28 protein-coding genes, 1 pseudogene and 1 riboswitch are annotated in these 25581 nt (G+C 64.2%); of the genes and pseudogenes, 23 read left to right on the forward strand and 6 right to left on the reverse strand.

The features are described 5' to 3' along the window. The first annotated feature begins 52 nt into the window (after positions 1-52). From relA to CQW31_RS26765, 3 genes are all read left to right on the forward strand, one after another. Positions 53-2293 carry a GTP diphosphokinase gene (relA, locus tag CQW31_RS26755; RefSeq protein ID WP_054885558.1) on the forward strand — a complete coding sequence of 747 codons (2241 nt, stop codon included), beginning with the start codon at positions 53-55 and terminating at the stop codon, positions 2291-2293. Positions 2294-2418: 125 nt separating this feature from the next. Beyond that, the gene (mazG, locus tag CQW31_RS26760; RefSeq protein ID WP_099815814.1) at positions 2419-3252 is read left to right on the forward strand and encodes a nucleoside triphosphate pyrophosphohydrolase; all 834 of its coding nucleotides are present in this window, start codon (positions 2419-2421) and stop codon (positions 3250-3252) included. Between the two features lie 26 nt (positions 3253-3278). Next, on the forward strand, positions 3279-3818 hold the full coding sequence (locus CQW31_RS26765) for a DUF2058 domain-containing protein (protein WP_099815815.1): 540 nt from the start codon (positions 3279-3281) through the stop codon (positions 3816-3818). A 45-nt stretch (positions 3819-3863) separates the two neighbouring features. Here the strand turns inward: CQW31_RS26765 and CQW31_RS26770 are convergent, their stop codons facing one another. From CQW31_RS26770 to purM, 4 genes are all read right to left on the reverse strand, one after another. Next, positions 3864-4046, reverse strand: a complete 183-nt coding sequence (locus CQW31_RS26770; protein WP_054885555.1) for a hypothetical protein — start codon at positions 4044-4046, stop codon at positions 3864-3866. Positions 4047-4215: 169 nt separating this feature from the next. Next, complete coding sequence (locus CQW31_RS26775; protein ID WP_054885554.1) at positions 4216-4926, reverse strand: DUF3108 domain-containing protein; 711 nt, start codon at positions 4924-4926, stop codon at positions 4216-4218. 8 nt (positions 4927-4934) lie between these two features. Next, positions 4935-5588: a phosphoribosylglycinamide formyltransferase gene (gene purN, locus CQW31_RS26780; protein ID WP_054885553.1), complete on the reverse strand. Its 654-nt coding sequence runs from the start codon at positions 5586-5588 to the stop codon at positions 4935-4937. Next, a complete protein-coding gene (purM, locus tag CQW31_RS26785; RefSeq protein WP_054885552.1) occupies positions 5588-6646 on the reverse strand; it encodes a phosphoribosylformylglycinamidine cyclo-ligase in 1059 nt (352 codons plus the stop codon). Before purM ends, purN begins: the two co-directional genes overlap by 1 nt. A gap of 255 nt (positions 6647-6901) precedes the next feature. Here purM and CQW31_RS26790 point away from each other — a divergent pair, with 255 nt between their 5' ends. The 5 genes from CQW31_RS26790 (at position 6902) to CQW31_RS26810 (ending at position 11356) form a co-directional block, all read left to right on the forward strand. After that, positions 6902-7972: a DUF2066 domain-containing protein gene (locus CQW31_RS26790; protein ID WP_099815816.1), complete on the forward strand. Its 1071-nt coding sequence runs from the start codon at positions 6902-6904 to the stop codon at positions 7970-7972. Positions 7973-7984: 12 nt separating this feature from the next. Then, the gene (locus CQW31_RS26795; RefSeq protein ID WP_054885550.1) at positions 7985-9058 is read left to right on the forward strand and encodes an AI-2E family transporter; all 1074 of its coding nucleotides are present in this window, start codon (positions 7985-7987) and stop codon (positions 9056-9058) included. A gap of 154 nt (positions 9059-9212) precedes the next feature. Beyond that, positions 9213-9920, forward strand: coding sequence for a DnaA regulatory inactivator Hda (gene hda, locus CQW31_RS26800; RefSeq protein WP_008092169.1), 708 nt, complete (start codon positions 9213-9215; stop codon positions 9918-9920). A gap of 127 nt (positions 9921-10047) precedes the next feature. Then, the gene (locus CQW31_RS26805) at positions 10048-10686 is read left to right on the forward strand and encodes a C40 family peptidase (protein WP_054885549.1); all 639 of its coding nucleotides are present in this window, start codon (positions 10048-10050) and stop codon (positions 10684-10686) included. A gap of 136 nt (positions 10687-10822) precedes the next feature. Beyond that, complete coding sequence (locus tag CQW31_RS26810) at positions 10823-11356, forward strand: C40 family peptidase (protein WP_054885548.1); 534 nt, start codon at positions 10823-10825, stop codon at positions 11354-11356. A gap of 39 nt (positions 11357-11395) precedes the next feature. On the opposite strand, the gene CQW31_RS26815 is transcribed toward CQW31_RS26810, so the two are convergent. Next, positions 11396-11974, reverse strand: coding sequence for a hypothetical protein (locus tag CQW31_RS26815; protein WP_099815817.1), 579 nt, complete (start codon positions 11972-11974; stop codon positions 11396-11398). 166 nt (positions 11975-12140) lie between these two features. Further along, positions 12141-12360, forward strand: a riboswitch (cobalamin riboswitch). Between the two features lie 117 nt (positions 12361-12477). On the opposite strand from CQW31_RS26815, the gene cobO reads away from it, so the two are divergent. The 15 genes from cobO to CQW31_RS26885 all read left to right on the forward strand — a co-directional run bounded on the left by cobO (position 12478) and on the right by CQW31_RS26885 (position 24983). Beyond that, a complete protein-coding gene (gene cobO / locus CQW31_RS26820; RefSeq protein WP_099815818.1) occupies positions 12478-13089 on the forward strand; it encodes a cob(I)yrinic acid a,c-diamide adenosyltransferase in 612 nt (203 codons plus the stop codon). After that, positions 13086-14381 (forward strand): cobyrinate a,c-diamide synthase, encoded by a 1296-nt coding sequence (locus CQW31_RS26825; RefSeq protein WP_099815819.1) that lies wholly within the window; start codon positions 13086-13088, stop codon positions 14379-14381. The genes cobO and CQW31_RS26825 overlap by 4 nt, the downstream gene beginning before the upstream one ends. After that, the gene (bluB, locus tag CQW31_RS26830) at positions 14378-15028 is read left to right on the forward strand and encodes a 5,6-dimethylbenzimidazole synthase (RefSeq protein ID WP_054885544.1); all 651 of its coding nucleotides are present in this window, start codon (positions 14378-14380) and stop codon (positions 15026-15028) included. The genes CQW31_RS26825 and bluB overlap by 4 nt, the downstream gene beginning before the upstream one ends. Further along, complete coding sequence (gene cbiB, locus CQW31_RS26835; protein WP_054885543.1) at positions 15025-15933, forward strand: adenosylcobinamide-phosphate synthase CbiB; 909 nt, start codon at positions 15025-15027, stop codon at positions 15931-15933. The genes bluB and cbiB overlap by 4 nt, the downstream gene beginning before the upstream one ends. Continuing rightward, entirely contained in the window at positions 15926-16918 is a 993-nt protein-coding gene (cobD, locus tag CQW31_RS26840; RefSeq protein WP_099815820.1) for a threonine-phosphate decarboxylase CobD, read from the forward strand. The genes cbiB and cobD overlap by 8 nt, the downstream gene beginning before the upstream one ends. Continuing rightward, on the forward strand, positions 16915-18369 hold the full coding sequence (locus tag CQW31_RS26845) for a cobyric acid synthase (protein ID WP_099815821.1): 1455 nt from the start codon (positions 16915-16917) through the stop codon (positions 18367-18369). The genes cobD and CQW31_RS26845 overlap by 4 nt, the downstream gene beginning before the upstream one ends. 1 nt (position 18370) lies before the next feature. Next, positions 18371-18892: a bifunctional adenosylcobinamide kinase/adenosylcobinamide-phosphate guanylyltransferase gene (gene cobU, locus CQW31_RS26850; RefSeq protein ID WP_054885540.1), complete on the forward strand. Its 522-nt coding sequence runs from the start codon at positions 18371-18373 to the stop codon at positions 18890-18892. After that, positions 18889-19944, forward strand: coding sequence for a nicotinate-nucleotide--dimethylbenzimidazole phosphoribosyltransferase (cobT, locus tag CQW31_RS26855; RefSeq protein ID WP_054885539.1), 1056 nt, complete (start codon positions 18889-18891; stop codon positions 19942-19944). Before cobU ends, cobT begins: the two co-directional genes overlap by 4 nt. Next, positions 19941-20498 carry a histidine phosphatase family protein gene (locus CQW31_RS26860; RefSeq protein WP_054885538.1) on the forward strand — a complete coding sequence of 186 codons (558 nt, stop codon included), beginning with the start codon at positions 19941-19943 and terminating at the stop codon, positions 20496-20498. Before cobT ends, CQW31_RS26860 begins: the two co-directional genes overlap by 4 nt. Position 20499: 1 nt before the next feature. After that, positions 20500-21228, forward strand: a complete 729-nt coding sequence (locus CQW31_RS26865) for an adenosylcobinamide-GDP ribazoletransferase (protein ID WP_054885537.1) — start codon at positions 20500-20502, stop codon at positions 21226-21228. A gap of 212 nt (positions 21229-21440) precedes the next feature. Further along, a complete protein-coding gene (locus CQW31_RS26870) occupies positions 21441-22553 on the forward strand; it encodes a glycoside hydrolase family 5 protein (protein WP_256218652.1) in 1113 nt (370 codons plus the stop codon). Positions 22554-22595: 42 nt separating this feature from the next. Next, positions 22596-23000, forward strand: coding sequence for a MarR family winged helix-turn-helix transcriptional regulator (locus CQW31_RS26875; protein ID WP_054885535.1), 405 nt, complete (start codon positions 22596-22598; stop codon positions 22998-23000). A 63-nt stretch (positions 23001-23063) separates the two neighbouring features. Continuing rightward, a complete protein-coding gene (locus CQW31_RS26880; protein WP_054885534.1) occupies positions 23064-24266 on the forward strand; it encodes an MFS transporter in 1203 nt (400 codons plus the stop codon). Beyond that, positions 24263-24385, forward strand: a complete 123-nt coding sequence (locus CQW31_RS31825; RefSeq protein WP_256218651.1) for a hypothetical protein — start codon at positions 24263-24265, stop codon at positions 24383-24385. Before CQW31_RS26880 ends, CQW31_RS31825 begins: the two co-directional genes overlap by 4 nt. 46 nt (positions 24386-24431) lie before the next feature. Next, positions 24432-24983: a glutathione peroxidase gene (locus tag CQW31_RS26885; RefSeq protein ID WP_054885533.1), complete on the forward strand. Its 552-nt coding sequence runs from the start codon at positions 24432-24434 to the stop codon at positions 24981-24983. 491 nt (positions 24984-25474) lie between these two features. Here CQW31_RS26885 and CQW31_RS31830 read toward each other — a convergent pair. Further along, positions 25475-25581, reverse strand: a pseudogene (locus CQW31_RS31830) (IS110 family transposase); the annotation flags it as partial.

The raw sequence follows: 25581 nt of genomic DNA on the forward strand, positions 1-25581 counted from the left end.
GGTGATAGCCAGTGCACCCGTGTGGTGCGCTGTATGGAAAGGTAAAACAAAGATGGTACAGGTGAGAGTGCACCAGCCGGTCAACACAGACGGCAGTATCAATCTCGAAGCATGGCTGGATCATGTGGTTAGCGTCGATTCGGCTCTGGATCGCGTGGCGCTTAAAGAAGCCTGCGAGTTCGCCCAGGAAATCGAAAAGAAGGGCAACCCGGCCAAGCATTCGTGGGCCGATGGTACGTCCAGTTATCAGGCTGGCCTGGAAATCGCTGAAATCCTTGCCGACCTCAAACTCGATCAGGATTCGTTGGTCGCGGCGGTGATCTATCGCTCGGTTCGTGAAGGCAAGGTGACCTTGGCCGAAGTCGGCCAGCGCTTTGGCCCGGTGGTGTCCAAGCTGATCGACGGCGTGCTGCGCATGGCCGCCATCAGTGCCAGCCTCAGCCCGCGCCAGTCGCTGGTGCTGGGGTCGCAGGCGCAGGTCGAGAACCTGCGCAAGATGCTCGTGGCCATGGTCGACGACGTGCGCGTGGCGCTGATCAAGCTGGCCGAGCGTACCTGCGCGATCCGTGCGGTGAAGTCCGCCGATGACGAAAAACGCCTGCGCGTGGCGCGCGAGGTGTTCGACATCTATGCGCCACTGGCCCACCGCCTGGGCATCGGCCACATCAAATGGGAGCTGGAAGACCTGTCCTTCCGCTACCTGGAGCCCGACCAGTACAAGCAGATCGCCAAGCTGTTGCACGAGCGCCGGCTGGACCGGGAGCGCTTCATCAGCGATGTGATGAACCAGCTGCAGAACGAGCTGTTGGCGACAGGTGTCAAGGCTGACATCAGCGGCCGGGCAAAACACATCTATTCGATCTGGCGCAAGATGCAGCGCAAGGGCCTCGAGTTCAGCCAGATCTACGACGTGCGTGCGGTCCGCGTGCTGGTGCCGGAGGTGCGCGATTGCTACACCGCGTTGGGCATCGTGCACACCCTGTGGCGGCATATTCCCAAGGAATTCGACGACTACATCGCCAACCCCAAGGAAAACGGCTATCGCTCGCTGCACACTGCGGTGATCGGCCCCGAGGGCAAGGTGCTGGAAGTGCAGATCCGTACCCACGGCATGCACGAAGAAGCCGAACTCGGCGTCTGCGCCCACTGGCGCTACAAGGGCACCGACGTCAAGCCGAGCTCCAACCACTACGAAGAGAAGATTTCCTGGCTGCGCCAGGTGCTCGAATGGCATGAAGAGCTGGGCGATATCGGTGGCCTGGCCGAGCAGCTGCGGGTCGATATCGAGCCTGACCGGGTCTACGTGTTCACCCCGGATGGCCACGCCATCGACCTGCCGAAGGGGGCCACCCCGCTGGACTTCGCCTACCGGGTGCACACCGAGATCGGCCACAACTGCCGTGGCGCCAAGATCAACGGGCGCATCGTGCCGCTCAACTACAGCCTGCAGACCGGCGAGCAGGTGGAGATCATCACCAGCAAGCACGGCAACCCGAGCCGCGACTGGCTGAACTCCAACCTGGGCTACGTCACCACCTCGCGGGCGCGGGCCAAGATCGTCCACTGGTTCAAGCTGCAGGCGCGTGACCAGAACGTCGCTGCCGGCAAGACCTTGCTCGAACGCGAGCTCAGCCGCCTGGGCCTGCCGCAGGTGGACTTCGAGCGCCTGGCCGAGAAGACCAACGTCAAGACCGCCGAAGACATGTTCGCCTCGCTGGGGGCCGGCGACCTGCGCCTGGCGCACCTGGTCAACGCCGCCCAGCAATTGCTCGAGCCCGAGCGCATCGAGCAGATCGAGCTGGTGCCGCGCAAGCCCACCGGGCCGCGTACCGGCAAGCGTGGCGATATCCAGATCCAGGGCGTCGGCAACTTGCTCACGCAGATGGCCGGCTGCTGCCAGCCGCTGCCGGGCGACGCCATCGTCGGTTATATCACCCAGGGCCGCGGCGTCAGCATCCACCGCCAGGACTGCGCCTCGGCGCTGCAACTGGCCGGGCGCGAGCCGGAGCGGATGATCCAGGTAAGCTGGGGGCCGATCCCGGTGCAGACCTATCCGGTCGACATCGTCATCCGCGCCTATGACCGCCCAGGCTTGTTGCGCGACGTGTCGCAGGTACTGCTGAACGAGAAGATCAACGTGCTGGCGGTAAACACCCGCTCGAACAAGGAAGACAACACCGCGCTGATGTCGCTGACCATCGAGATTCCGGGCCTGGATGCGCTTGGGCGCCTCCTGGGCAGGATTTCGCAGTTGCCGAACATCATCGAGACGCGGCGTAATCGTACCCCTTGAGACCGCGGCGCCTGCTTCGCGGGCACGCCCGCTCCCACAGGTAGGGTGCACATCTTGGAAATTGCACAATACCCTGTGGGAGCGGGCTTGCCCGCGAAGAAGTTGCCACTGAAGGACCTGCTTGAATGACCTACACCCTCGAAGACCTGCTGCACCTCATGGCCCGCCTGCGCGACCCGCAGTACGGCTGCCCATGGGACCTGAAGCAGAACTATGCGAGCATCGTGCAGCACACCATCGAAGAGGCCTACGAAGTCGCCGACACCATCGAGCGCGGCGATTTCGAACACCTGCAGGGCGAGCTCGGCGACCTGTTGTTCCAAGTGGTGTACTACAGCCAGCTGGCCCGGGAGGAGGGGCGTTTCGAGTTCGATGGCGTGGTCGATAGCATCACCCGCAAGCTGATCCGTCGTCACCCGCACGTCTTCCCGACCGGCGAACTGTACGCACCGCTCGACACCCCCAGCCTTGACGAGGCCCAGGTCAAGTCACGCTGGGAAGAGATCAAGGCCGAGGAACGCGCCGAGAAAAGCACCCCTGAACAACTGTCGCTGCTCGATGACGTACCAACGGCATTGCCGGCGCTGTCGCGGGCGGCCAAACTGCAGAAACGCGCTGCCACTGTCGGTTTCGACTGGCCAGCGGCATTGCCGGTGCTGGACAAGGTGCGCGAGGAGCTCGATGAAGTGTTGCAGGCCATGGCCGACAGCGACGCCGATGCCCTCGAGGATGAGGTCGGCGACCTGCTGTTTGCCGCCGTGAACCTGGCCCGGCACCTCAAGCAAGACCCGGAAAACGCCCTGCGCCGCGCCAACCGCAAGTTCGAGCGGCGTTTCCGCTTTATCGAACAGGCATTGCGCGACAGCGGTCGGCCGATTGAACATTGTAACCTTGACGAGCTGGATGCCCTCTGGGGTGAAGCCAAACGTCAGGAAAAGAACCTGCCCAGCTGCGGCTGAGCTGTTGCATAAGTGAGTGAACATTCATGAGCCTTTCCCTTCGCGACCAATTGCTCAAAGCCGGTCTGGTCAACCAGAAACAGGTCTCACAGACCAACAAAGCCGAAAAGAAACAGAAGCGCATGGAGCACAAGGGCCAGGTCGAAGTCGACGACAGCCAGCAGCGTATGGCCAGGGAAGCCATGGCCGAGAAGGCCAGGCGTGACCAGGAACTCAATCGCCAGCAACAGGAAAAAGCCGAGCAGAAGGCCCGTGTGGCGCAGATCAAGCAATTGATCGAAGCCACCCGCCTGCCCAAGCTGACCACCGAGGACTACTACAACTTCGTCGACGACAAGAAGGTCAAGCGCATTGCCGTCAATGCCCTGATGCGCACCCGCCTGAGTAACGGTGCCCTGGCCATCGTGTCGCATGCCGGTGGCTATGAAGTGATCCCGCGCGAGGCGGCGGTGAAGATTCAGGAGCGCGACGCGAGCCGCATCCTGCTGCTCAATACCCATGTCGAGGAGGCGGACGAAGACGATCCGTACGCGGCCTACAAGATCCCGGATGATCTGATGTGGTGATGCGAAAAACCCCGCCGCGGCGGGGTTTTTTATTGGAAGACCGGGTCATTGCGTGGTGCGCTGGTTTTCCAGGGCTTCGAGCTCGGCCCGATACTGGTGAGCTTCATGTTCCTGGTGGAACATGCCTACCAGCTGGCCTTGCTGGTGCACATCCCAGATCCGCACGCCAGCGGCCAGGCCTTCGTGGGACATTTTCGATTCGTCGCGTTCGGTTACTTGGACTGTCATCGGTAAACTCCACTGCTTGAGTTGGCTGCGACACTGTGTCGCACAACCCCTTTATAGAGTTTGTTAGCAGGCTAAGTAAATAAAACGGGCATGAAACAAGTTTCATGAAAGCCAGGCAAAAAGAAGCCCCGCACAAGGCGGGGCTCCGGATGCTGCGGGCTGTGGCGGATCAGTTACCCTTCACCGTCTTGCCATCGACCGTGCCATCCTGCAGCACGATCACGTACTCCTTGCCATCGGTCTCGACCTGGCGCAGTTGTACCAGCAGGTAATCCCAATCCTTGGCGAACCACAGCTCGGTGATGCGCTTGCTCTGGCTGGGGTCGCGCACGCGCTCGACTTTTACCGCCTCGACCTGGCCAGTCTTGGTGGTGACCTTCTCGGTGCCGAGTACGCGGAAGTCATAAGCGTCGATCTCGTCGCCATCGACCACCTGGTAGGTCATGCTCTTCTTGCCGGCAGCCACATCGTGCTGCAGGGCCAGTTGATAGGACGACTTGTCCAGCACGCCGCGGTTGAGCGGCAGGTTGATGGCGTCCTTGCGGTCGGTACCGGTGATTTTCTTGGCGTTCCAGTCGAAGGTCAGGTCGACGGTCTTGGCCTTGCCCAGGCCGCCGCGCTCGAAGTGGTACTTTTGCGGCAGCAGGGTGTCGTTGTCCAGGCGCAGGGTACTTTGCTCGGTCAGGCTGGCGATCATCATGGAGGCCTTGAAATCAAGGTCCCAGCTGCCGTCCTTGTTCTTGACCAGGCTGCGCTCGGCGGTGCCGCTCATGGGCAGTTGCTTCCAGTCGGCGGTGTAGCTTGCCGAGAACGGCTTCAGGTCAGCTGCCTGGAGGGGCAGGGCGAGCACGGCGAGAGCCAATAGCAGGGCGCGACGCATAAATTCTCCTAGGGTCGGATCAAGTGACCACTGGCCGGCAGCGGTTGGTCATCCAGTAAGGCACCCTGTTCACCCAGGCGCAAGCGCCCTTGGGCAAACCAGTGCACCGCCAGCGGGTAGATCTGGTGTTCCTGATGGTGAACCCTTTGGGCCAGGCTTTCCACCGTGTCATCAGGCAGCACCGGTACTACAGCCTGTACGACCAGAGGCCCGCCATCGAGTTCCTCGGTGACGAAGTGTACGCTGCAGCCATGTTCGGCGTCGCCTGCTTCCAGTGCCCGACGGTGAGTATGCAGGCCCTTGTAGCGAGGCAGCAGCGACGGGTGGATGTTGAGCAGGCGACCGTGGTAGTGGCGCACGAAGCCGCCACTGAGGATGCGCATGAAGCCAGCCAGCACCACCAGGTCCGGGGTGAAACCGTCGATGTGCGCCATCAGCGCGGCATCGAAGGCTTCACGGCCGTCGAACTGGGTGTGGTCGAGCACCACGGTGTCGATACCGACTGCCTGGGCCCGCTGCAAACCATAGGCATCGGCACGGTTGGAGACCACCGCGGCGATGCGTACCTGGCTGTCCTGCGCGCGGCAACTGTCGATCAAGGCTTGCAGGTTGCTGCCGGAACCCGACAGCAGTACCACTACATTGCAGGGCTTGCTCGGCATCAGTGTGCCTTGAGGTTCTGCAGTTCGACCTGAGCGGCGCCTTCGGTGGCCTCGGCGATATGGCCGATGACCCAAGGCTGTTCACCGGCGGCGCGCAGTTCGTTCAGGGCTGCGTCGACCTGATCCTGGGCCACGCAGATGACCATGCCGACGCCGCAGTTCAGGACGCGGTGCATTTCGTGCTCGTCGACGTTGCCTTTTTCCTGCAGGAAGTCGAACACTGCCGGGCGCTGCCAGCTGGCCACGTCAACCACGGCCTGGGCGTTCTTCGGCAGTACACGCGGGATGTTGTCGAGCAGGCCGCCACCGGTGATGTGGGCCATGGCCTTGACTGCGCCGGTGTTCTTGATCAGCTGCAGCAGTGGTTTGACGTAGATGCGGGTCGGCGCCATCAGCAGGTCGGTCAGCGGCTTGCCGTCGAGCTGGGTGTTTTCGATGTCGGTGCCGGACACTTCGAGGATCTTGCGGATCAACGAATAGCCGTTGGAGTGTGGGCCGGAGGACGGCAGGGCGATCAGCGCGTCGCCGGTGGCAACCTTGGAACCGTCGATGATCTCGGCCTTTTCCACCACGCCGACACAGAAGCCTGCCAGGTCGTAGTCTTCGCCTTCGTACATGCCCGGCATTTCGGCGGTTTCGCCGCCGACCAGCGAGCAGCCAGCCAGTTCACAGCCGGCGCCGATGCCGGTGACCACGGTGGCGGCCACGTCGACGTTCAGCTTGCCGGTGGCATAGTAGTCGAGGAAGAACAGCGGCTCGGCGCCGCAGACCACCAGGTCGTTGACGCACATGGCGACCAGGTCCTGGCCGATGCTGTCGTGCTTGTTCAGGTTCAGTGCCAGGCGCAGCTTGGTGCCGACGCCGTCGGTGCCGGAGACCAGCACCGGCTGCTTGTAGCCGGCCGGGATCTCGCAGAGGGCGCCGAAGCCGCCCAGGCCACCCATGACTTCAGGGCGTGCGGTGCGTTTTGCCACGCCCTTGATGCGTTCGACCAGTGCTTCGCCGGCGTCGATGTCTACACCGGCGTCCTTGTAGCTCAGGGAGGGTTGCTTGCTCATTGATCCAGGCCTTTAAGAGGGAGGGATTCGTAGAAACGACCATGACGGCCAAGGCCGGCTGGGAAGCGGCGGCTGCCTGAAACGTCTGTGGTCTGTGAAGGCGCGCGATTTTATCAGGGTTGCCGGGCAGCGGCCATCCTCAGGCCGACGGGCAGGGCGGTAAATTGCTGAAAAAGGTCTGCGGGTGGTTGATGAGCCACCTTCTGTATAAGCTGCAAGCCACAAGCTTCAAGCGCAATCGGACAGGAATCCCCCATGCGACTATTCAATTATCTGGCAGCAGGGTGCCTTGCACTGGCCTGCATCACTGCGCAGGCTGAAACTGTCTCCGGGCTCTATCAGGTGCGCGAGCCGCTCGAAGGGCAGGGCGCCGAAGCGCGCAGCGCCGCCACTGGCAAGGCCTTCGATACCTTGGTGCTGCGCCTGACCGGCGACGCCAAGGCGGTGCAGAGCCCGGCGCTGGCCGCGTTGCGCAAGGATCCGCAACAGATCATCAACCAGGTCGGTACCGAGGCCGGGCCGCCAGAATCGGTGTTGGTCGAGTTCGACCCCGGCAGCACCGAACGGGCCTTGCGCAAGGCCGGGCTGGCGCTGTGGGGCAGTAACCGGCCCTCCATCCTCGGCTGGTGGCTCAACGACAGTGCCGAAGGCAGCAACCTGGTCGGCGACGGCCAGGCCAGTGCCCAGCCGCTGCGCCGGGCAGCCCAGCACCGCGGCCTGCCGCTGCGGCTGCCGCTGGCCGATCTGCAAGAGCAGCTGGTGGCCAATGCCCAGCAGCTCGAAGGCACTGATCCGGCCCCGCTGCGACAAGCCTCCGAGCGCTACGGCGCCGATGCCATGTTGGCGGTGCATGCCCACGAGGCCGATGGCAAATGGCAAGGTAAATGGCAGCTGTGGCTGGGCGACCAGCGTGAGCAGGGCAATGTCGAGGGCGCTGACCAGGCGGCCCTGGCGGACGCTGTCATGCTGGCGGTGAGCAGCCACCTGGCGCCGCGCTATGTGGTCAAGCCCGGCGCCAGCAGCCAGTTGCAGCTGCAGGTGCAAGGTATGAACCTGCAACGCTATGCCGAGCTGAGCCGTGTCCTCGAGCCATATGGCCCGCGCCTTGAGCTGGCCGAAGGCGGTACCTTGACCTATGCGGTCAGCGGTAACCGTGAGCAGCTGCGTGCCCAGCTGGGCCTGGCCAGGTTGCAGGAGGTGCCACCCGAGCAGGCGCTGCCGACCCCGGTCACACCGGCGCCGACTCCGGGCGCGGCACCTGGCCAGCCAGGCACGCCCGCAGCCGTCCCTGCCAAGCCGTTCGACGGCCTGCGATTCCGTTGGTAAGGGGCGCTATCGATGACTGACGTGCGTCGCTGGATCGGTTGGGGTGCTGCGCTACTGATCGCCGTGCTTCTATATAGCCTGCACAACATTCTCACACCGTTCCTGGTTGGCATCTTGCTGGCCTACCTGGCCGATCCTCTGGTCGACCGCCTGGAGCGCGTGGGCCTGTCGCGTACCTGGGGGGTGGTGGTGGTGTTCGGCCTCTTCACCTTGCTGCTGATGGCCTTGCTGCTGGTGCTGGTGCCGCTGCTGGCCAAACAGCTGCTGCGCCTGTACGAGCTGGCGCCGCAGATGCTCGATTGGCTCGAACATGTGGCGCTGCCCTGGGTGCAGGGTCGCCTGGGCCTGGCCGACGGTTTCTGGAAGTTCGACAAGATCAAGGCCGCCATCGGCGCGCACATGGGCCAGACCACCGATATCGTCGGTATGCTGCTGTCCCATGCCACCGCGTCGAGCCTGGCGCTGATCGCCTGGTTGGCCAACATGGTGCTGATCCCGGTGGTGGGCTTCTACCTTTTGCGCGACTGGGACCTGATGATGGCCAAGCTGCGCGGCCTGCTGCCGCGTCAACGCGAGCCGCAGGTGGTCAGCCTGGCCGGTGAATGCCATGAGGTACTGGGTGCCTTCGTTCGTGGGCAGTTGATGGTGATGCTCGCGCTTGGCGTCATCTACTCGGCCGGCCTGATGCTGGTCGGGCTGGAACTGGGCCTGCTGATCGGCATGCTCGCGGGGCTGGCGGCCATCGTGCCTTACATGGGCTTCATCATTGGCATCGGCGCAGCGTTGGTGGCCGGTGTGTTCCAGTTTGGCGGTGACCTGTATCCGATGCTTGGCATCGTCGCCGTGTTCATGGTCGGGCAAGCCCTCGAAGGCATGGTACTCACGCCACTGCTGGTCGGTGACCGTATCGGCCTGCACCCGGTGGCGGTGATCTTCGCCATCCTTGCCGGTGGCGAACTGTTCGGTTTCACCGGCGTGTTGCTGGCGTTGCCAGTGGCGGCGGTGATCATGGTCCTGCTCCGCCATGTGCACGACTTGTACAAGGAATCTGACATGTACGCCGGCGATGTCGACCCGGATCTATGACCGCCAGCCTTGGTTGCGTCGCCCCGAAGTGGCGCAACTCGTTGATTTTGCTTGTGCAATCCGCCTGCACGATTGTGCGCTCTGCAATGCGGGTATAGACTTTGCAGATTGTTCACCAAAGGCCCCCCCGCGGTCCTGCCGACCGCCCGCGAGCATGAAACCACCGATCCAGTTGCCCCTGGGTGTGCGCCTGCGCGATGACGCCACCTTCATCAACTACTATCCGGGCGCCAATGCTGCGGCGTTAGGCTATGTCGAGCGGCTGTGCGAAGCCGACGCCGGCTGGACCGAAAGCCTCATCTACCTGTGGGGCAAGCAGGGCGTCGGGCGCAGCCACCTGTTGCAGGCAGCCACCCATCGCTTCCAGCAACGCGGCGAACCGGCGGTATACCTCCCACTGGCGCAATTGCTCGATCGCGGCGTTGAACTGCTCGATTACCTGGCCCAGTACGAACTGGTGTGCATCGACGACCTGCATGTGATCGCCGGCAAGGCGGACTGGGAAGAAGCGATGTTCCACCTGTTCAACCGCCTGCGTGACAGCGGCCGCCGCCTGCTGCTGGCGGCCTCGGCTTCGCCCCGTGAACTGCCGATCAAGCTGCCAGACCTCAAGTCTCGCCTGACCCTCGCGCTGGTCTTCCAGATGCGTGGCCTGTCCGATGAAGACAAACTGCGTGCCCTGCAATTGCGCGCCTCGCGCCGTGGTTTGCACCTGACCGACGAGGTCGGCCATTTCATTCTCACGCGCGGTACGCGCAGCATGAGCGCGCTGTTCGACCTGCTCGAACGTCTCGACCAGGCCTCCCTGCAGGCCCAGCGCAAGCTGACGATCCCTTTCCTGAAGGAAACCCTCGGCTGGTAACGCCCGTAAACACTGGGCTCCGAGGCGCAAAACGAAAAAGTCACATCTTTTTCGATAAAATTTGCAAATGGCCATGATAGAGGGCATAGTTTCACCCTTCTAAAGGATTACAGACACGGTCGTGCCCATGCTCAAGCGCTTCGCACCCCTCGTGCCACTCGCACTCGTGACCCTGTTGTTTGGCTGCGCGGCCCACGGCCCGGCTTCCCAGCCCCAGGATCACACCCCGATTGCCTCGCAATCGGTCAACAATGCCAAAGCTTCGCCTTCGTCCGTTTTCGGCGAAGAAGAGCAGGCCACTGAAGATGACCTGGAGGCCTTCTCCAGCAGCAAGCCCTATCAGCTCCCGGTGCTGGCCGACAGCATCCTCGAGCGCGGCATGTCGCTGATCGGCACCCGCTACCGTTTCGGCGGTACCTCGGAAGCCTCCGGTTTCGACTGCAGCGGCTTCATCGGCTACCTGTTCCGCGAAGAGGCCGGCATGAACCTGCCGCGCTCGACCCGCGAAATGATCAACGTCGATGCGCCAAAGGTGGCTCGCAACAAGCTCAAGCCAGGCGACCTGCTGTTCTTCAGCACCAATGGCCGTGGCCGTGTCAGCCATGCCGGCATCTACCTGGGTGACAACCAGTTCATCCACTCCAGCAGCCGCCGCAGCGGTGGTGTGCGCATCGATAGCCTCGGTGATCGCTACTGGAGCAAGACCTTCATCGAAGCCAAGCGTGCCTTGGCCATGGCGCCGACCACCAATATCGCGCGCAATTGATATCAAAATGATATATCCTGCCACGGCGGCGTAGCTTAAAAAGCTCGCCGCCGTGCGCATTTACAGAAAGCGTCTAATCTAATTTCTCAACTCTTTTCGGCTGCGGCCGTTCGGTTTCAGACAGGAAGTTCTGGCCATGGCGATGATGGCGCGCTTCGCACTCCTTTCCCTGGTGGCACTGCTGGCCGCCTGCTCCAGCCGTGCCCCGGCACCGGCCCCTGTGGTGCAGCCACAGATCACCTACAACCAGCCCGAAGCCTCGCCGCTCGCCGACGACGTGTTGATGCGTGCGATCGGCCTGGTGGGTACACCGTATCGGTGGGGCGGCAACACACCGGATTCCGGGTTCGACTGCAGCGGCCTGATCGGTTATGTGTACCGCGATGCGGCGGGCATCAGCCTGCCACGTTCGACGCGCGAAATGCTCGTCATGCGCGCGCCCACCGTGGATATCAACTCGCTGCAGTCTGGTGACCTGGTGTTCTTCGCCACCGGTGGTGGTTCGCAGGTCAGCCATGCGGGTATCTACGTGGGCGAGGGGCGCTTCGTGCACGCGCCTCGCACGGGCGGTACGGTACGCCTGGATTACCTGTCCAACAGCTACTGGTCGAAGGCTTATTTGCAGGCCAAGCGGGTCATTGCGCAAGGTAACCTGGCGCAAAACCGTTGAGGCGAGCCGGGCATCCCTGCACCGGCTGCACCATCAGGCTCAGGCTTGCTTGAGCAGCAAGGCCACCCCTGGGTAGTACTGGCCCAGTTCGTTGTGCAACTTGCGATAGGCATACGGGAAGTACCAGGCGATGGCGCAGGCCGTATGCTTTTGCAGGTCATCGACCAGGTCCTGCAGTTGCTCCGGGCTGGCGTGTTGGCCTGCCTTCCAGGGCGTGACGAACAGCGCCCCGGCTTTCAGTTGGCTGGGGTAGGCCACGTGGCGGGCGAGGCTGGCGGCTTGCTGCAGGGCCGCTGCCATGTCCAGCTGGGCGATGCTTGGCCAGCGCTGGCTCACGCTCAGGTAGAGCACCTCGTCGGCGCTGCAGATCGACAGGTCGCAGCGCCCTTCCTGTTCACCTTCGTCACGCTGTTTCTTGCTGGCAAACTGTGGCAGCGCTGCCAGTTCCGCCTGCCAGGCGGCTGCGGCAAGCATGCCGATATTGGCCTGCATACCATGCCAGTACGGCGCTTCGGCATCGCCGTTGAACTGGTTGAAGCGGTCGATGCAGTCGACCCAGCGTTCCAGAACCGGGCGGAGGAATTCCAGGCGCGGATTGTTGATGATCTGGCCTTGCATGCTGCGCACTCCTGTTGTCGTTGTAATGGCGTTCGGCGCGAAGTAGTGGCTATGTGATATCACCGCCTTCAGTGTGGCACAACCTGGCGGATCGGCCATTGACCCAGGCCAGTTAGCCAACGCCAATCGACGGCGTTCGATTGACGCTCCCAGTGCAACCCTCTAACCTTCGCGGCGTGTTTCAGGTGCCCTGCCAGCCTCGACTGGGCAGGGTGAAACTGGGAAGCCGGTGGTCGCCAGCATGGCGCGATTCCGGCGCTGCCCCCGCAACGGTAGGTGAGTAGCGGCCGCGCAGGGCCACTGGGTACGAACCCGGGAAGGCGCGCAGGCCAGGGCCGATTGCCCGCTCACGAGCCCGGAGACCGGCCTGAAACTGCCAACGGCATCACGGAGGGTGATGCGCGGTGCACCGTGGCTGCGGCCATGGCCCCTGCGCGTTCTCCGTTTGCCCGCCTATTACCTGTCGTCGCTTTCCTGCGGCGACAGCCTGCGGAGAACCCTTCATGAGCGAATCCACCGAACGCGACGAACGCCACCTGGCGCGCATGCAGCGCAAGAAGGCGGTCATCGACGAGCGTATTGCCAACTCCCCTAATGAATGCGGCCTGCTGCTGGTGCTCACCGGCAACGGCAAGGGCAAGAGCAGCTCGGCGTTCGGCATGCTCGCGCGCGCGCTGGGCCATGGCATGCAGTGCGGCGTGGTGCAGTTCATCAAGGGCCGCAACAGCACCGGTGAGGAACTGTTCTTCCGCCGCTTCCCCGAGCATGTGCGTTACCACGTGATGGGCGAGGGCTTCACCTGGGAGACCCAGGACCGCCAGCGCGACATCGCTGCTGCCGAAGCCGCGTGGGCGGTTTCGCGTCAACTGCTGCAAGACCCGGGTGTGCAGTTCGTGGTGCTCGATGAGCTGAACATCGCCCTCAAGCACGGCTACCTCGACCTCGACCAGGTGCTGAGTGACATTCAGGCTCGGCCGCCGATGCAGCATGTGATTGTCACCGGCCGTGCGGCCAAGCCCGAAATGATCGAACTGGCCGATACGGTTACCGAGATGGGCATGCTCAAGCATGCGTTCCAGGCCGGTATTCGCGCGCAGAAGGGCGTCGAACTGTGAGTGCAACGCGCAGCTGCCCGGCGGTGCTGATCGCAGCACCTGCCTCCGGTCAGGGCAAGACCACCGTGACGGCAGCCCTGGCCCGCCTGCACCGCAACCTTGGGCGAAAGGTCAGGGTGTTCAAGTGCGGCCCGGATTTCCTCGACCCGATGATCCTGGAGCGGGCCAGTGGCGCGCCGGTGTACCAGCTCGACCTGTGGATGATCGGTGCCGAAGAAAGCCGTCGCCTGTTGTGGCAAGCCGCAGAAGCGGCCGACCTGATTCTGATCGAAGGGGTGATGGGCCTGTTCGACGGCACGCCGTCAAGTGCCGATCTGGCTCGCCACTTTGGCGTGCCGGTACTGGCGGTGATCGACGGCACGGCCATGGCCCAGACGTTTGGCGCCCTGGCGCTGGGCCTGGCACGTTATCAGGCCGACCTGCCGTTCGCCGGTGTGCTGGCCAACCGGGTCGGTAGCTTGCGCCATGCGCAACTGCTCGAAGGCAGCCTGACCGAGGGCCTGCGCTGGTATGGCGGCCTGTCGCGGGAGCGCGGCATCGAGCTGCCCAGCCGCCACTTGGGACTGGTCCAGGCCAGCGAACTGAACGATTTGGATGCCCGCCTGGATGCGGCTGCCGAAGCGCTCGGCGCCAGCTGCGATGCTGCTTTGCCGCCGCCCGTGGTGTTTGCCGCGCCTGCATCGCAGCCGTGCGCCGGCTCGCTGAGTGGCGTGCGCATCGGCGTGGCGCGTGACGAAGCGTTCGCCTTCACCTATGGCGCCAACCTCGATCTGTTGCGCGACCTGGGCGCGCAGCTGTCGTTTTTCTCGCCCTTGCACGATCGTGAACTGCCGGCAGTGGACAGCCTGTACCTGCCCGGGGGGTATCCGGAGCTGCATCACCACGCGCTGGCCGCCAATGCGCCGATATGCGAGGCGATCCGTGCCCATCACGCCCAAGGCAAACCCTTGCTGGCCGAGTGTGGCGGCATGCTGTATCTGCTCGAGGCGCTGACCGATGTCGCTGGCGAGCGTGCCGAGCTGCTCGGCCTGCTGCCCGGCGAGGCGACCATGCAGAAGCGCTTGGCGGCCCTGGCCTTGCAGGCCGTGGAACTGCCGGAAGGCACCCTGCGCGGGCACACCTATCACCACTCGCTGACCAACACCGGGCTGGAGCCAATTGCCCGCGGCCTGAGCCCCAACGGCGGGCGCGGCAACGAAGCGGTGTATCGGCTGGGCCGGCTGACCGCCTCCTACGTGCACTTCTACTTCCCGTCCAACCCTGACGCGGCGGCGGCGCTGTTGCGACCATGACTGATCACGCCTACAGCGCCGCCGAGCGCGCCGCGATCTACCGGGCGATCGGTGAACGCCGCGACATGCGCCACTTTGCCGGTGGCTCGGTCGCGCCTGAGCTGCTCGGCCGTCTGCTGGCCGCTGCGCACCGGGCGCCCAGTGTCGGCCTGATGCAGCCTTGGCGGTTCATCCGCATCAGCCAACGCGAGCTGCGCGGGCGCATTCAGGGCCTGGTCGAAGAGGAGCGGGTGCGTACTGCCCAAGCCTTGGGCCAACGCTCCGATGATTTCATGAAGCTCAAGGTCGAGGGCATCAGCGACTGTGCCGAAGTGCTGGTGGCGGCCTTGATGGATAACCGTGAGCCGCACATTTTCGGCCGCCGTACCCTGCCGGAAATGGACCTGGCCTCACTGGCCTGCGCGATCCAGAACCTGTGGCTGGCCGCCCGCGCCGAGGGCCTGGGGTTGGGTTGGGTGTCCCTGTTCGACCCGCAAGCCCTGGCCGCACTGCTGGGCATGCCCGCAGGCGCCAAGCCGGTGGCCGTGTTGTGCCTGGGGCCGGTCAGCGAATTCTACGCACAGCCCATGTTGGTCCAGGAAAACTGGGCCGAGGAACGCCCTTTGAGTGAAATGCTGTTCGAGAACCAATGGGGAGAACGCCCATGAGCGTGGCCTTGCTGACGGTGGCCGCCGTGGCCCTCGATGCACTGCTGGGCGAGCCCAAGCGCCGGCACCCACTGGTGGGCTTCGGTAACCTGGCGTCGAGCCTGGAGCGCCGCCTGAATGCCGGCGGACGCGGCTGGCGCAGCCACGGCGTGAGTGCCTGGTTCTTGGCCGTGGTGCCCTTGACCCTGGTGGCGCTGATCCTGTCCTGGCTGCCCTGTATCGGTTGGCTGGTGGATGTGCTGGCGCTGTATTGCGCCCTCGGCTTGCGCAGCCTCGGCGAGCATGTATTGCCGGTGGCCAATGCCTTGCGCCAAGGTGATCTGGAAGAGGCGCGGCGTCGTGTCGGCTATCTGGTCAGTCGGGAAACCCGCGAGCTTGATGAGCCCGCCGTGGCGCGCGCGGCCACCGAGTCGGTGCTGGAAAACGGCAGCGATGCGGTGTTCGCCGCGCTGTTCTGGTTTGTCGTCGCCGGTGCGCCGGGGGTAGTGCTGTACCGCTTGAGCAATACCCTGGATGCGATGTGGGGGTACCGCAATGAGCGCTTCGAGCGTTTCGGCTGGTGCGCCGCGCGCATCGACGATGTGCTGAACTACATTCCCGCCAGGTTGGTGGCGCTGACCTACGCACTGCTGGGCAGGACGCGCCTGGCCCTGGCCTGCTGGCGCAAGCAGGCGCCGCTGTGGGACAGCCCCAATGCCGGGCCGGTGATGGCCTCGGGTGCCGGTGCGCTGGGTGTGGAACTGGGTGGCCCGGCGGTGTACCACGGCGAACTGCACGAGCGCCCGCGCCTGGGTGAAGGGCCCATGGCCGATGCCGATGCCATCGAGCGCGGCTGGAGCCTGGTGCAGCGTGGCGTCTGGTTGTGGGTACTGCTGATTTGCCTGGGAGCCTATCTGAATGCTTGAACACGGTGGCCGCCTGCTGCGGGCAGTGCGGCAATACGGGATTGCCCGCGAGGACTGGCTCGACCTGTCCAGCGGCATTGCCCCTTGGCCTTACCCGATTCCCGCCATTGCGCCAGAAGCCTGGGCACGCCTGCCGGAGACCGACGACGGTCTGGAGGATGCTGCGCGGCACTACTACGGTGTGCGGCAACTGCTGCCCGTGGCAGGCTCCCAGGCAGCAATCCAGGCCTTGCCCCTGCTGCGCCCGCTGGGGCGCGTTGGTGTGCTGACGCCGTGCTACGCCGAGCACCCGCATGCCTGGCAGCGAGCCGGGCATCAGCTGATCGAGCTGGAGGAAAGCCAGGTCGAGGCGCAACTCGATCAGCTCGACGTGCTGGTGCTGGTCAACCCGAACAACCCGACCGGGCGGCTCGTGCCGCGCGAACGGCTGCTGGCCTGGCATGCGCGTCTTGCTGAGCGCGGTGGCTGGCTGCTGGTGGACGAAGCGTTCATGGACAACTCACCGCCACACAGCGTGGCGGATTGCGCCGAGCGCCCGGGCCTGATCGTGCTGCGTTCGTTCGGCAAGTTCTTCGGCCTGGCCGGTGTGCGGCTGGGCTGTGTAGTGGCTGAACCCTCCTTGTTGCGGCGCCTTGACGAATGGCTCGGGCCGTGGACCGTCAGCGGCCCGACCCGGGTGCTGGCGCAAGCCTGCTTTGCCGACCACGCGGCGCATCGGGCCCAGCTCGAACGCTGTGCCCTGGCCAGCCAGCGCCTGGCTGCACTGCTGCAGGGCTGCGGCCTGGCGCCCAGCGGCGGCTGCGACCTGTTTCAGTACGTACGCAGCACGCGAGCAGCCCAGTTGCATGACTTTCTCGCCCGCCGCGGCATCCTCGTGCGCCTGTTCGAGCAGCCCGCTGCCGTACGCCTTGGCCTGCCGGCAACTGCCGCCGACGAGCAGCGCCTGGCCCAGGCCCTGACTGATTACCAGAAGGAAACGGCATGACCACCCTCATGGTGCAAGGCACCACTTCCGATGCCGGCAAGAGCACGCTGGTCACCGCCTTGTGCCGTTGGCTGTTGCGCCAGGGCGTCGGCGTGGTGCCGTTCAAGCCGCAGAACATGGCGCTCAACAGCGCGGTGACCGCCGACGGCGGCGAAATCGGCCGCGCCCAGGCGGTGCAGGCCCAGGCCTGCCGACTGGCACCGCACACCGACATGAACCCGGTGCTGCTCAAGCCCAACAGCGACACGGGCGCCCAGGTGATCATCCACGGGCGTGCAGTCACCAGCATGAATGCGGTGGCCTATCACGACTACAAAGCCATTGCCATGCAGGCGGTGATGGCCTCGCATCAGCGCCTCAGTGCCGCCTATCCGGTGGTGATGGTCGAGGGGGCTGGCTCGCCGGCCGAGATCAACCTGCGTGCTGGCGACATCGCCAACATGGGCTTTGCCGAAGCGGTCGACTGCCCGGTGATCCTGGTGGCCGACATCAACCGTGGCGGGGTGTTCGCCCACCTCGTCGGCACCCTCGAACTGCTGTCACCGAGTGAGCAGGCGCGGGTCAAGGGCTTTGTCATCAACCGCTTCCGTGGCGACATCGCGCTGCTGCAGCCGGGCCTGGACTGGCTGGAGCAACGCACCGGCAAACCGGTGCTGGGTGTGCTGCCCTACGTCACCGACCTGCACCTGGAAGCCGAGGATGGCATCGACATCCGTCAGGGCGCCAAGCAGGCGCGCGTGCTCAAGGTAATCGTCCCGGTGTTGCCGCGCATCAGCAACCACACCGACTTCGACCCGCTGCGCCTGCACCCGCAGGTCGACCTGCAGTTCATCGGCCCGGGCCAGCCGAACCCGGCCGCTGACCTGATCATCCTGCCCGGCTCGAAGAGCGTACGTGGCGACTTGGCGCAACTGCGCGAACGTGGGTGGGACAAGGCCATCGAGCGCCACCTGCGCTATGGCGGCAAGCTGATCGGGATCTGTGGTGGCCTGCAGATGCTTGGCCGCGAGGTACAGGACCCGCTCGGCCTTGAGGGCGCTGCCGGTTCGAGTCCCGGGCTCGGCCTGTTCGACTACGTGACGGTGCTTGAGGCCGACAAGCAACTGCGTAACGTTGCCGGGACCCTGAGCCTTGAAGATGCGCCGGTCGCCGGCTATGAAATTCATGCCGGGGTCACTGCCGGGCCTGCCTTGGAGCAGCCGGCGGTGCAGCTCGCCGATGGCCGTTGTGACGGTGCCGTGAGTGCCGATGGCCAGATCCTCGCCACCTACCTGCATGGCCTGTTCGAGGGCAGCCAGTCGTGTGCCGCGCTGCTGCGCTGGGCGGGGCTGGAGCATGTGCAGACCATCGACTACGAGGCCCTGCGCGAACGTGACATCGAGCGCCTGGCCGATCTGGTTGAACAGCACCTGGATACCGCTCACCTGCGAACGCTTTGTGGAGTCGCCTGACATGCGCAACCTGATTCTCGGCGGCGCCCGCTCGGGCAAGAGCCGCCTGGCCGAGCAACTGGCCAGCAACTGCGGCCTGCCGGTTACCTACATCGCCACCAGCGAGCCGCTCGATGGCGAAATGAACGAGCGCGTGCGCCTGCACCGCCAGCGCCGGCCTGATGACTGGGGGCTGATCGAAGAACCCTTGGCCCTGGCTGCCGTGCTGCGCGCAGAAGCCGCCGCAGGCCGATGCCTGCTGGTGGACTGCCTGACCTTGTGGCTGACCAACCTGCTGATGCTCGAAGATCCGCAGCGGCTGGCCGCGGAGCGCGATGCGCTGCTCGACTGCCTGGAGCAGTTGCCTGGCACAATCATTCTGGTCAGCAACGAAACCGGCCTGGGCGTGGTGCCCATGGGCGAGCTGACCCGCCGTTACGTCGACCTGGCCGGCTGGCTGCACCAGGCCGTTGCCGAACGCTGCCAACGCGTGGTGCTGACCGTGGCCGGCCTACCTCTCATGCTCAAAGGACCCGCTCTATGAACCAAGCCTGGTGGCGTGATGCCTGCCAACCTCTCGACAATGCCGCCATGGACCAGGCCCGCGCCCGCCAGCAGCAGCTGACCAAACCTGCCGGCTCGCTCGGCCAGCTGGAGGGCTTGGCCGTGCAATTGGCTGGCCTGCAAGGCTGCGAGCGGCCTGTCCTGGATCAGGTCGCCATCAGCCTCTTTGCGGGCGACCACGGCGTGGTCGAAGAGGGCATTTCGGCCTACCCACAGGCAGTCACCGGGCAGATGCTGCGCAACTTCGTGGAGGGGGGCGCGGCGATCAGCGTGCTGGCCCGCCAACTGCAGGCCAGCCTTGACGTGGTCGACCTGGGCACGATCGATCCTGAGCTGGAACTGCCAGGGGTGCTGCACCTGCGCCTGGGCGCCGGCACCGCCAACTTCGCCCGCCAGCCGGCGATGACCGATGCCCAGCTGCAGGCTGCTTTGCAGGCAGGTCGTGACAGCGCCTTGCGTGCAGCGGCCAAGGGCGCTCAGTTGTTCATCGGCGGCGAGATGGGCATTGGCAACACCTCTGCCGCAGCCGCCTTGGCCAGCACGTTGCTGGCCTGCCCGGCACATGAGTTGAGCGGGCCGGGTACCGGCCTGGACAGCGCTGGTGTTCGCCATAAGGCCGACGTAATCGAGCGCGCCTTGGCGCTGCACGGCCTGCGCGCCGACGAGCCGCTGCGGGCGCTGGCCTGTGTCGGTGGCTTCGAGATCGCTGCGCTGACCGGTGCCTACCTGGCCTGCGCCCAGCAAGGTATCGCCGTGCTGGTGGATGGCTTCATCTGCAGCGTCGCGGCATTGCTGGCGGTGCGCCTCAATCCGCAGAGCCGTGACTGGTTGCTGTTTGCGCACCAAGGTGCCGAACCTGGGCACCAGGCCTTGCTCGCGGCGCTGCAGGCCCAGCCATTGCTGGCGCTGGGCCTGCGCCTGGGCGAGGGCAGTGGCGCCGCCCTGGCAGTGCCACTGATGCGCCTGGCCTGCGCCCTGCACGGGCAGATGGCGACCTTCGCCGAAGCGGCGGTGGCGGACCGCCCGGCATGATCCTCGACCTGCTGCGCCACGGTGAAACCGAACAGGGCGGCGGCCTGCGTGGCAGTCTGGACGATGCCTTGACCGATAAAGGCTGGGGCCAGATGCGCGCAGCGCTGGCAGGCGCTGGCCCCTGGGATGTGCTGGTCAGTTCGCCATTGCAGCGCTGTGCGCGGTTTGCCGAGCAACTGGGCATGCCGGTTCAGCTCGAAGCCGATTTGCAAGAGCTGCATTTCGGCGAGTGGGAAGGGCGCAGTGCTTTGCAGATCATGCAAACGCAGGCCGACGAGCTTGGCCGTTTCTGGGCCGACCCGTACAGCTACACGCCGCCTGCAGGGGAGCCTGTTGCGGCCTTTGCCGAGCGTGTGCTGGCTGCGGTCGGGCGCCTGCATCAACAGCATGCCGGCAAGCGCGTGCTGCTGGTCACCCATGGCGGCGTCATGCGCCTGCTGCTGGCGCGTGCCCGTGGGCTGCCGAGGGCGCAATTACTGCAGGTCGAGGTGGGCCATGGCGCTCTGATGCGTCTGGCGGTGGATGAACATGGCGCGATGCTCGAGGTGCTTTGACATGTTGCCGTTCTGGATTGCCCTGCAGTTTCTCAGCAGCTTGCCAGTGCGTTTGCCGGGGATGCCCGAACCGCGAGAAATGGGCCGTTCGTTGTTGTATTACCCGCTCGTAGGGTTGCTGTTCGGCCTGTTGCTGTGGCTGGCCAGCCATCTGCTGCAAGGTGCTGCGGCGCCGTTGCACGCGGCGCTGTTGCTGACGCTGTGGGTGGCGCTCAGTGGCGCGCTGCACCTGGATGGCCTGGCTGACAGCGCCGATGCCTGGCTGGGTGGCTTTGGTGACCGGGAGCGCACGCTGCAGATCATGAAAGATCCGCGCAGCGGGCCGATGGCCGTGGTCACGCTGGTGCTGGTATTGCTGCTGAAATTCTGTGCCCTCTGGGTACTGGTGGAGCAGGGCGCGGGCATGGCATTGCTGCTGGCGCCGATTGTGGGGCGGGCGGCGATGCTCGGATTGTTCCTCGGCACACCTTACGTGCGTCGCGGGGGCCTGGGGCAGGCACTCGCCGAGCACTTGCCGCGGCGTACGGCCGTGTGGGTTCTGCTGGCCAGTCTGCTGTCGTGTTTGCTGGTGGGGGGCACGCGTGTGATCTTGCCGATGCTGGTGGCGATCGCAGCATTCATCGCATTGCGCCGGCTGATGTGCAAGCGGCTGGGTGGGACCACGGGTGATACCGCAGGCGCCCTGTTGGAGGTTCTTGAATTGACTGTATTGCTGGGCTTGGCAATTTGAGAACAGTCCTGCAGATATCAGGGATATTTCTTACGGATAAAACGTGCCGTCATTTTTCGGAAAACTGCTGAAAAAATTCAGGAAATGACGCTTTTTATGCGGCTATCTATCCTCGCGGTTTCTCTTCCGCTGCGAAGGCATGGACAATGCGACGACTCCTGCTGGCCTTGTTACTGGTCACCGCTAGCGCGCCCGTTACGGCGGCCGACCTGATCGACTTCTGGAATACCCCGCGCCACGGCGGCAACAGCTTCAATCGCTTGCCGCCGGATCAGGCCTATTTCGATGCACTGCGTGCGTACGGCGCGAGCTGGGTACGGCTGTCCTACGACAAGTGGAAGCCGGCGCAGCGTGACTTCCTCCTGGGCAATGCGGACCGGTACGAGCAACTGCCTGCCGCCGATCTCAAGCAACTGCGCGATACCCTGGATCGCGCGCACCGGGCGGGGCTCAAGGTGGTCATTGCACCGCTGTCGCTGCCTGGAATGCGCTGGTCACAGAATAACCAGGGGCAGTTCGATGACCGTCTTTGGCAAGGCAACGGTTACGCCCGGCAAGCGGTCAGTTTCTGGCGGGACCTGGCCCGGGCCCTTGAAGACCATCCTGCCATCGCCGCCTACAACCTGGTCAACGAGCCTGCCCCGGAGAAATTTGGCGGCCTGGCGGAGCACGCTTCGGCTGAGCGCATGCAGCAATGGTATGCCCAGGCACGGAGTGGGGCGCGTGACCTGCCTGCGCTCTACACGCAGTTGATAGCGGCTATACGCGAAGTGGATGCCAAGACCCCGATAATGGTCGACGCGGGCTGGTACGCCAGCGCCGACGCTTTTGGTTACTGGCAAGTGCCCCTGCAAGATGATCGCGTGCTCTACAGCGTGCACATGTATGAGCCCTATTCGGCCACCAGTGCGCCGAACCTGTCGCGCAAGGTCCCAATCGATTACCCCGGCTTGGCGCCGTTCGCGGGTGAAATCCAGCAATGGGATGCCGAACGGGTTCGTCAGTATCTGGAGCTGCCGTTGGCCTGGATGGAGCGCATGAAGCTGCCACGTTCCCGGCTGGTCGTGGGGGAGTTCGGCTGCATGCGCCGGCTGCCCGGTTGCAGTGAGTATCTGGAAGATGTCCTCTCGGTCATGGACCGGCATCGGTTGCACTGGGCGTTCTACAGCTTCCGCGAAGACAACTGGGATGGCATGGACTACGAACTGGGATCGGCAAAGGTGCCGTGGCGGTATTGGCAAGCGATCGAGCAAGGTGCTCCCGACCCGTTGCCACGCAAGGCCACAGTGGAGTTCGAGCCGATTCGGCGGCGTTTGGCAAACTGAAACTTCTTGCAACAACCCTGGTGCGGGTATATACACCTATTCATGTTGACCAGTGAATGCATCTGCACCCATCTGCGTCGCGCCGCCCGCGGGGTGAGCCGGCATTACGACGAAGCCCTTGCTGGCTTCGGCATCAATGTCGCCCAGTTTTCCCTGTTGCGTCACTTACAGCGCCTTGATCGCCCCAGTATCACCACGCTGGCCGAGGCCATGGGCCTGGAGCGCAGTACCTTAGGCCGTAACCTGCGCGTGCTGGAGGCCGAAGGCCTGGTAGCCCTCGCCGATGGCGATGACCAGCGCAACCGCATGGTGTTGCTGACCGAGGCGGGGGCTGCACGTTTACAAGCGGCCCATCCTGCCTGGGAGCGGGCGCAATCGATGCTGGTCGGGCAGTTGGGTGAGGGGCAGCGTGACGAGCTGATACGTTTGCTGGAGCTGCTTGCCTGATTCATCACGATTAGAAGCGGGTATATACCCGTACAACCTTGCGATGTGCTGGAGATAACGACAATGACTTCGGTGTGGCGAACCAGCGGGTGGGTACTTGCGGGGGCGGCCTTTATCCTGGCGCTGTCCTTGGGTGTGCGGCACGGTTTCGGCCTGTTCCTGGCGCCGATGAGCGGCGAATTTGGCTGGGGCCGCGGGGTATTCGCCTTTGCCATTGCCTTGCAGAACCTGGTCTGGGGCCTGGCGCAGCCGTTTGCCGGTGCGTTGGCCGACCGCCTGGGTGCGGCGCGGGTCGTCATCATAGGGGGCATCCTCTATGCCGCTGGCCTGTTGTTGATGAGTACTGCCGATTCGGCCTGGTCGCTGTCGCTCAGCGCGGGCCTGCTGATCGGTATCGGCCTGTCTGGCACCTCTTTCTCGGTGATCCTCGGTGTGGTCGGCCGCGCCGTTCCAGCGGAAAAACGCAGCATGGCCATGGGCATTGCCAGTGCTGCCGGTTCCTTTGGCCAGTTCGCCATGCTCCCCGGTACCCTTGGCCTGATCGAATGGCTGGGTTGGTCGTCGGCGCTGCTGGTGCTTGGCTTGCTGGTGGCACTGATCGTGCCCTTTGTCGGCCTGCTGCGTGATCGCCCGCTGGCCAGTCAGGGTGCGGAGCAGACATTGAGCGAGGCCCTGCGCGAGGCGTGTTCGCACTCCGGCTTCTGGCTGCTTGCGCTGGGCTTCTTCGTCTGTGGCTTCCAGGTGGTCTTCATTGGCGTACACCTGCCGGCCTACCTGGTAGACCAGCACCTGCCGGCAACCACCGGCACCACGGTGCTGGCACTGGTCGGGTTGTTCAATATCGTGGGTACCTACACCGCTGGCTGGCTGGGTGGGCGCATGTCCAAGCCACGCTTGCTGACGGCTTTGTATTTGCTGCGTGCCGTGGTGATTGCGCTGTTCCTTTGGGTGCCGGTGACTCAGTTCAGTGCCTACCTGTTCGGTATCGCCATGGGCCTGCTTTGGCTGTCCACGGTGCCGTTGACCAATGGCACCGTGGCCACTGTATTTGGCGTGCGCAACCTGTCGATGCTTGGCGGCATCGTCTTCCTGTTCCACCAGATGGGCGCGTTCCTTGGTGGCTGGCTGGGGGGCGTCGTCTACGACCAGACCGGCAACTATGACGTGGTGTGGCAGATTTCGATTCTGCTCAGTGTGCTAGCTGCGGGGCTCAACTGGCCGGTGCGAGAGCGGCCGGTCGCCCGCCTGCAGGTGCAGGCGGTATGAGCCGTTATCTGGCCCGCGGGCTGTTGCTGGCGGCGGCTGCGCTGCTGCTGGCGCTGGTGTGGTGGGGCTGGCAGCGGGGCGGGATGGCGTTGATGCAGTTGGGCATGAGCGTTTGTTAAGCGCTACCCTGCAAGTTCAAGGATTGTCTTGCAGGAGGAATGAATCATGCGTGCCCAATGGTTGACGATGCCGCTGCTAGCTTTGCTGGCAGCCAGTTCCAGCTGGGCTGCCGATTGCCCGGCGCTGTTGCAGGGGAGTTTGCCTGAGTTGCGTGGCAAGGGGCAGGTCGACCTGTGCCAGCGCTTCGGCGGCAAGCCGCTGGTGGTGGTCAATACGGCCAGTTACTGCGGGTTTGCGCCGCAGTTCGAAGGGCTGGAGGCGACCTACAAGGAGTACCACGAGCAGGGCCTGGAAATGCTTGGTGTGCCGTCCAATGACTTCAAGCAGGAAGACGCCGATAGCGAGAAGACGGCCAAGGTCTGTTACGCCAACTACGGTGTGACCTTTACCATGACCAAGACCCAGGCGGTTCGCGGTCAGGATGCGATACCGCTGTTTGCCGAGCTGGCGAGCCAGAGTAGCGCGCCGAAGTGGAATTTCTACAAGTACGTGGTGGATCGTCAGGGCAAGGTGATCGGCAACTTCTCGAGCTTGACCAAGCCCGATGATCCCGCCTTCAGGGCCGCGATCGAGAAGGCGATAGCCTCGCATCCCTAAGTGATGCTTTGTAAGGGGGGGAGGTGTTCGCGTGGAGGCTGGCAGGGGGTCGCCGATAATCATGCAGCGCCTGTGAGATCGAGCGCCGCCCGCGCGGCGCATCGCGGGCAAGCCCGCTCCCACATTTGTTTCGGGCCAGTCCCTCCTGTGCCGCCAACAGGGTCCGCCTTGTTGGCATGGCGATGCAGCTCGGTGGAAGCTGACAGGGTCTGGCGATCCATCTCGGTGGAAGCTGACAGGGTTGGCGATGCATCTCGGTGGAAGCTGACAGGGTCTGGCGATCCATCTCGGTGGAAGCTGACAGAGTCTGGCGATCCATCTCGGTGGAAGCTGACAGGGTCTGGCGATCCATCTCGGTGGAAGCTGACAGGGTCTGGCGATGCATCTCGGTGGGCGCTGATGCGACACAACCTGTCTCATGCACCAAGGCGGTCCCTGTTGGCTTCACAGGAGTGACTGGCCCGAAACAGATGTGGGAGATTCTATGGTTTTCAGCAAGCCAGTTTCCCGCCTTTGGTGACGTATTCGTCCTGATTTTTCATCAGGGCGAATGCCACCCGCGCGAGCTTTCTTGCCAGGATTACCAGAGCTTGGGTTG

Source organism: Pseudomonas sp. 382 (assembly GCF_002759075.1).
Lineage (GTDB): Bacteria > Pseudomonadota > Gammaproteobacteria > Pseudomonadales > Pseudomonadaceae > Aquipseudomonas > Aquipseudomonas vlassakiae.

Excerpts from the sequence above, each read along its gene's own strand:
- relA (WP_054885558.1), top strand. The coding sequence starts at position 53 with ATGGTACAGGTGAGAGTGCACCAGCCGGTCAACACAGACGGCAGTATC.
- mazG (WP_099815814.1), top strand. The coding sequence starts at position 2,419 with ATGACCTACACCCTCGAAGACCTGCTGCACCTCATGGCCCGCCTGCGC.
- CQW31_RS26765 (WP_099815815.1), top strand. The coding sequence starts at position 3,279 with ATGAGCCTTTCCCTTCGCGACCAATTGCTCAAAGCCGGTCTGGTCAAC.
- CQW31_RS26770 (WP_054885555.1), bottom strand. The coding sequence starts at position 4,046 with ATGACAGTCCAAGTAACCGAACGCGACGAATCGAAAATGTCCCACGAA.
- CQW31_RS26775 (WP_054885554.1), bottom strand. The coding sequence starts at position 4,926 with ATGCGTCGCGCCCTGCTATTGGCTCTCGCCGTGCTCGCCCTGCCCCTC.
- purN (WP_054885553.1), bottom strand. The coding sequence starts at position 5,588 with ATGCCGAGCAAGCCCTGCAATGTAGTGGTACTGCTGTCGGGTTCCGGC.
- purM (WP_054885552.1), bottom strand. The coding sequence starts at position 6,646 with ATGAGCAAGCAACCCTCCCTGAGCTACAAGGACGCCGGTGTAGACATC.
- CQW31_RS26790 (WP_099815816.1), top strand. The coding sequence starts at position 6,902 with ATGCGACTATTCAATTATCTGGCAGCAGGGTGCCTTGCACTGGCCTGC.
- CQW31_RS26795 (WP_054885550.1), top strand. The coding sequence starts at position 7,985 with ATGACTGACGTGCGTCGCTGGATCGGTTGGGGTGCTGCGCTACTGATC.
- hda (WP_008092169.1), top strand. The coding sequence starts at position 9,213 with ATGAAACCACCGATCCAGTTGCCCCTGGGTGTGCGCCTGCGCGATGAC.
- CQW31_RS26805 (WP_054885549.1), top strand. The coding sequence starts at position 10,048 with ATGCTCAAGCGCTTCGCACCCCTCGTGCCACTCGCACTCGTGACCCTG.
- CQW31_RS26810 (WP_054885548.1), top strand. The coding sequence starts at position 10,823 with ATGGCGATGATGGCGCGCTTCGCACTCCTTTCCCTGGTGGCACTGCTG.
- CQW31_RS26815 (WP_099815817.1), bottom strand. The coding sequence starts at position 11,974 with ATGCAAGGCCAGATCATCAACAATCCGCGCCTGGAATTCCTCCGCCCG.
- cobO (WP_099815818.1), top strand. The coding sequence starts at position 12,478 with ATGAGCGAATCCACCGAACGCGACGAACGCCACCTGGCGCGCATGCAG.
- bluB (WP_054885544.1), top strand. The coding sequence starts at position 14,378 with ATGACTGATCACGCCTACAGCGCCGCCGAGCGCGCCGCGATCTACCGG.
- cbiB (WP_054885543.1), top strand. The coding sequence starts at position 15,025 with ATGAGCGTGGCCTTGCTGACGGTGGCCGCCGTGGCCCTCGATGCACTG.
- cobD (WP_099815820.1), top strand. The coding sequence starts at position 15,926 with ATGCTTGAACACGGTGGCCGCCTGCTGCGGGCAGTGCGGCAATACGGG.
- CQW31_RS26845 (WP_099815821.1), top strand. The coding sequence starts at position 16,915 with ATGACCACCCTCATGGTGCAAGGCACCACTTCCGATGCCGGCAAGAGC.
- cobU (WP_054885540.1), top strand. The coding sequence starts at position 18,371 with ATGCGCAACCTGATTCTCGGCGGCGCCCGCTCGGGCAAGAGCCGCCTG.
- cobT (WP_054885539.1), top strand. The coding sequence starts at position 18,889 with ATGAACCAAGCCTGGTGGCGTGATGCCTGCCAACCTCTCGACAATGCC.
- CQW31_RS26860 (WP_054885538.1), top strand. The coding sequence starts at position 19,941 with ATGATCCTCGACCTGCTGCGCCACGGTGAAACCGAACAGGGCGGCGGC.
- CQW31_RS26865 (WP_054885537.1), top strand. The coding sequence starts at position 20,500 with ATGTTGCCGTTCTGGATTGCCCTGCAGTTTCTCAGCAGCTTGCCAGTG.
- CQW31_RS26875 (WP_054885535.1), top strand. The coding sequence starts at position 22,596 with ATGTTGACCAGTGAATGCATCTGCACCCATCTGCGTCGCGCCGCCCGC.
- CQW31_RS26880 (WP_054885534.1), top strand. The coding sequence starts at position 23,064 with ATGACTTCGGTGTGGCGAACCAGCGGGTGGGTACTTGCGGGGGCGGCC.
- CQW31_RS31825 (WP_256218651.1), top strand. The coding sequence starts at position 24,263 with ATGAGCCGTTATCTGGCCCGCGGGCTGTTGCTGGCGGCGGCTGCGCTG.
- CQW31_RS26885 (WP_054885533.1), top strand. The coding sequence starts at position 24,432 with ATGCGTGCCCAATGGTTGACGATGCCGCTGCTAGCTTTGCTGGCAGCC.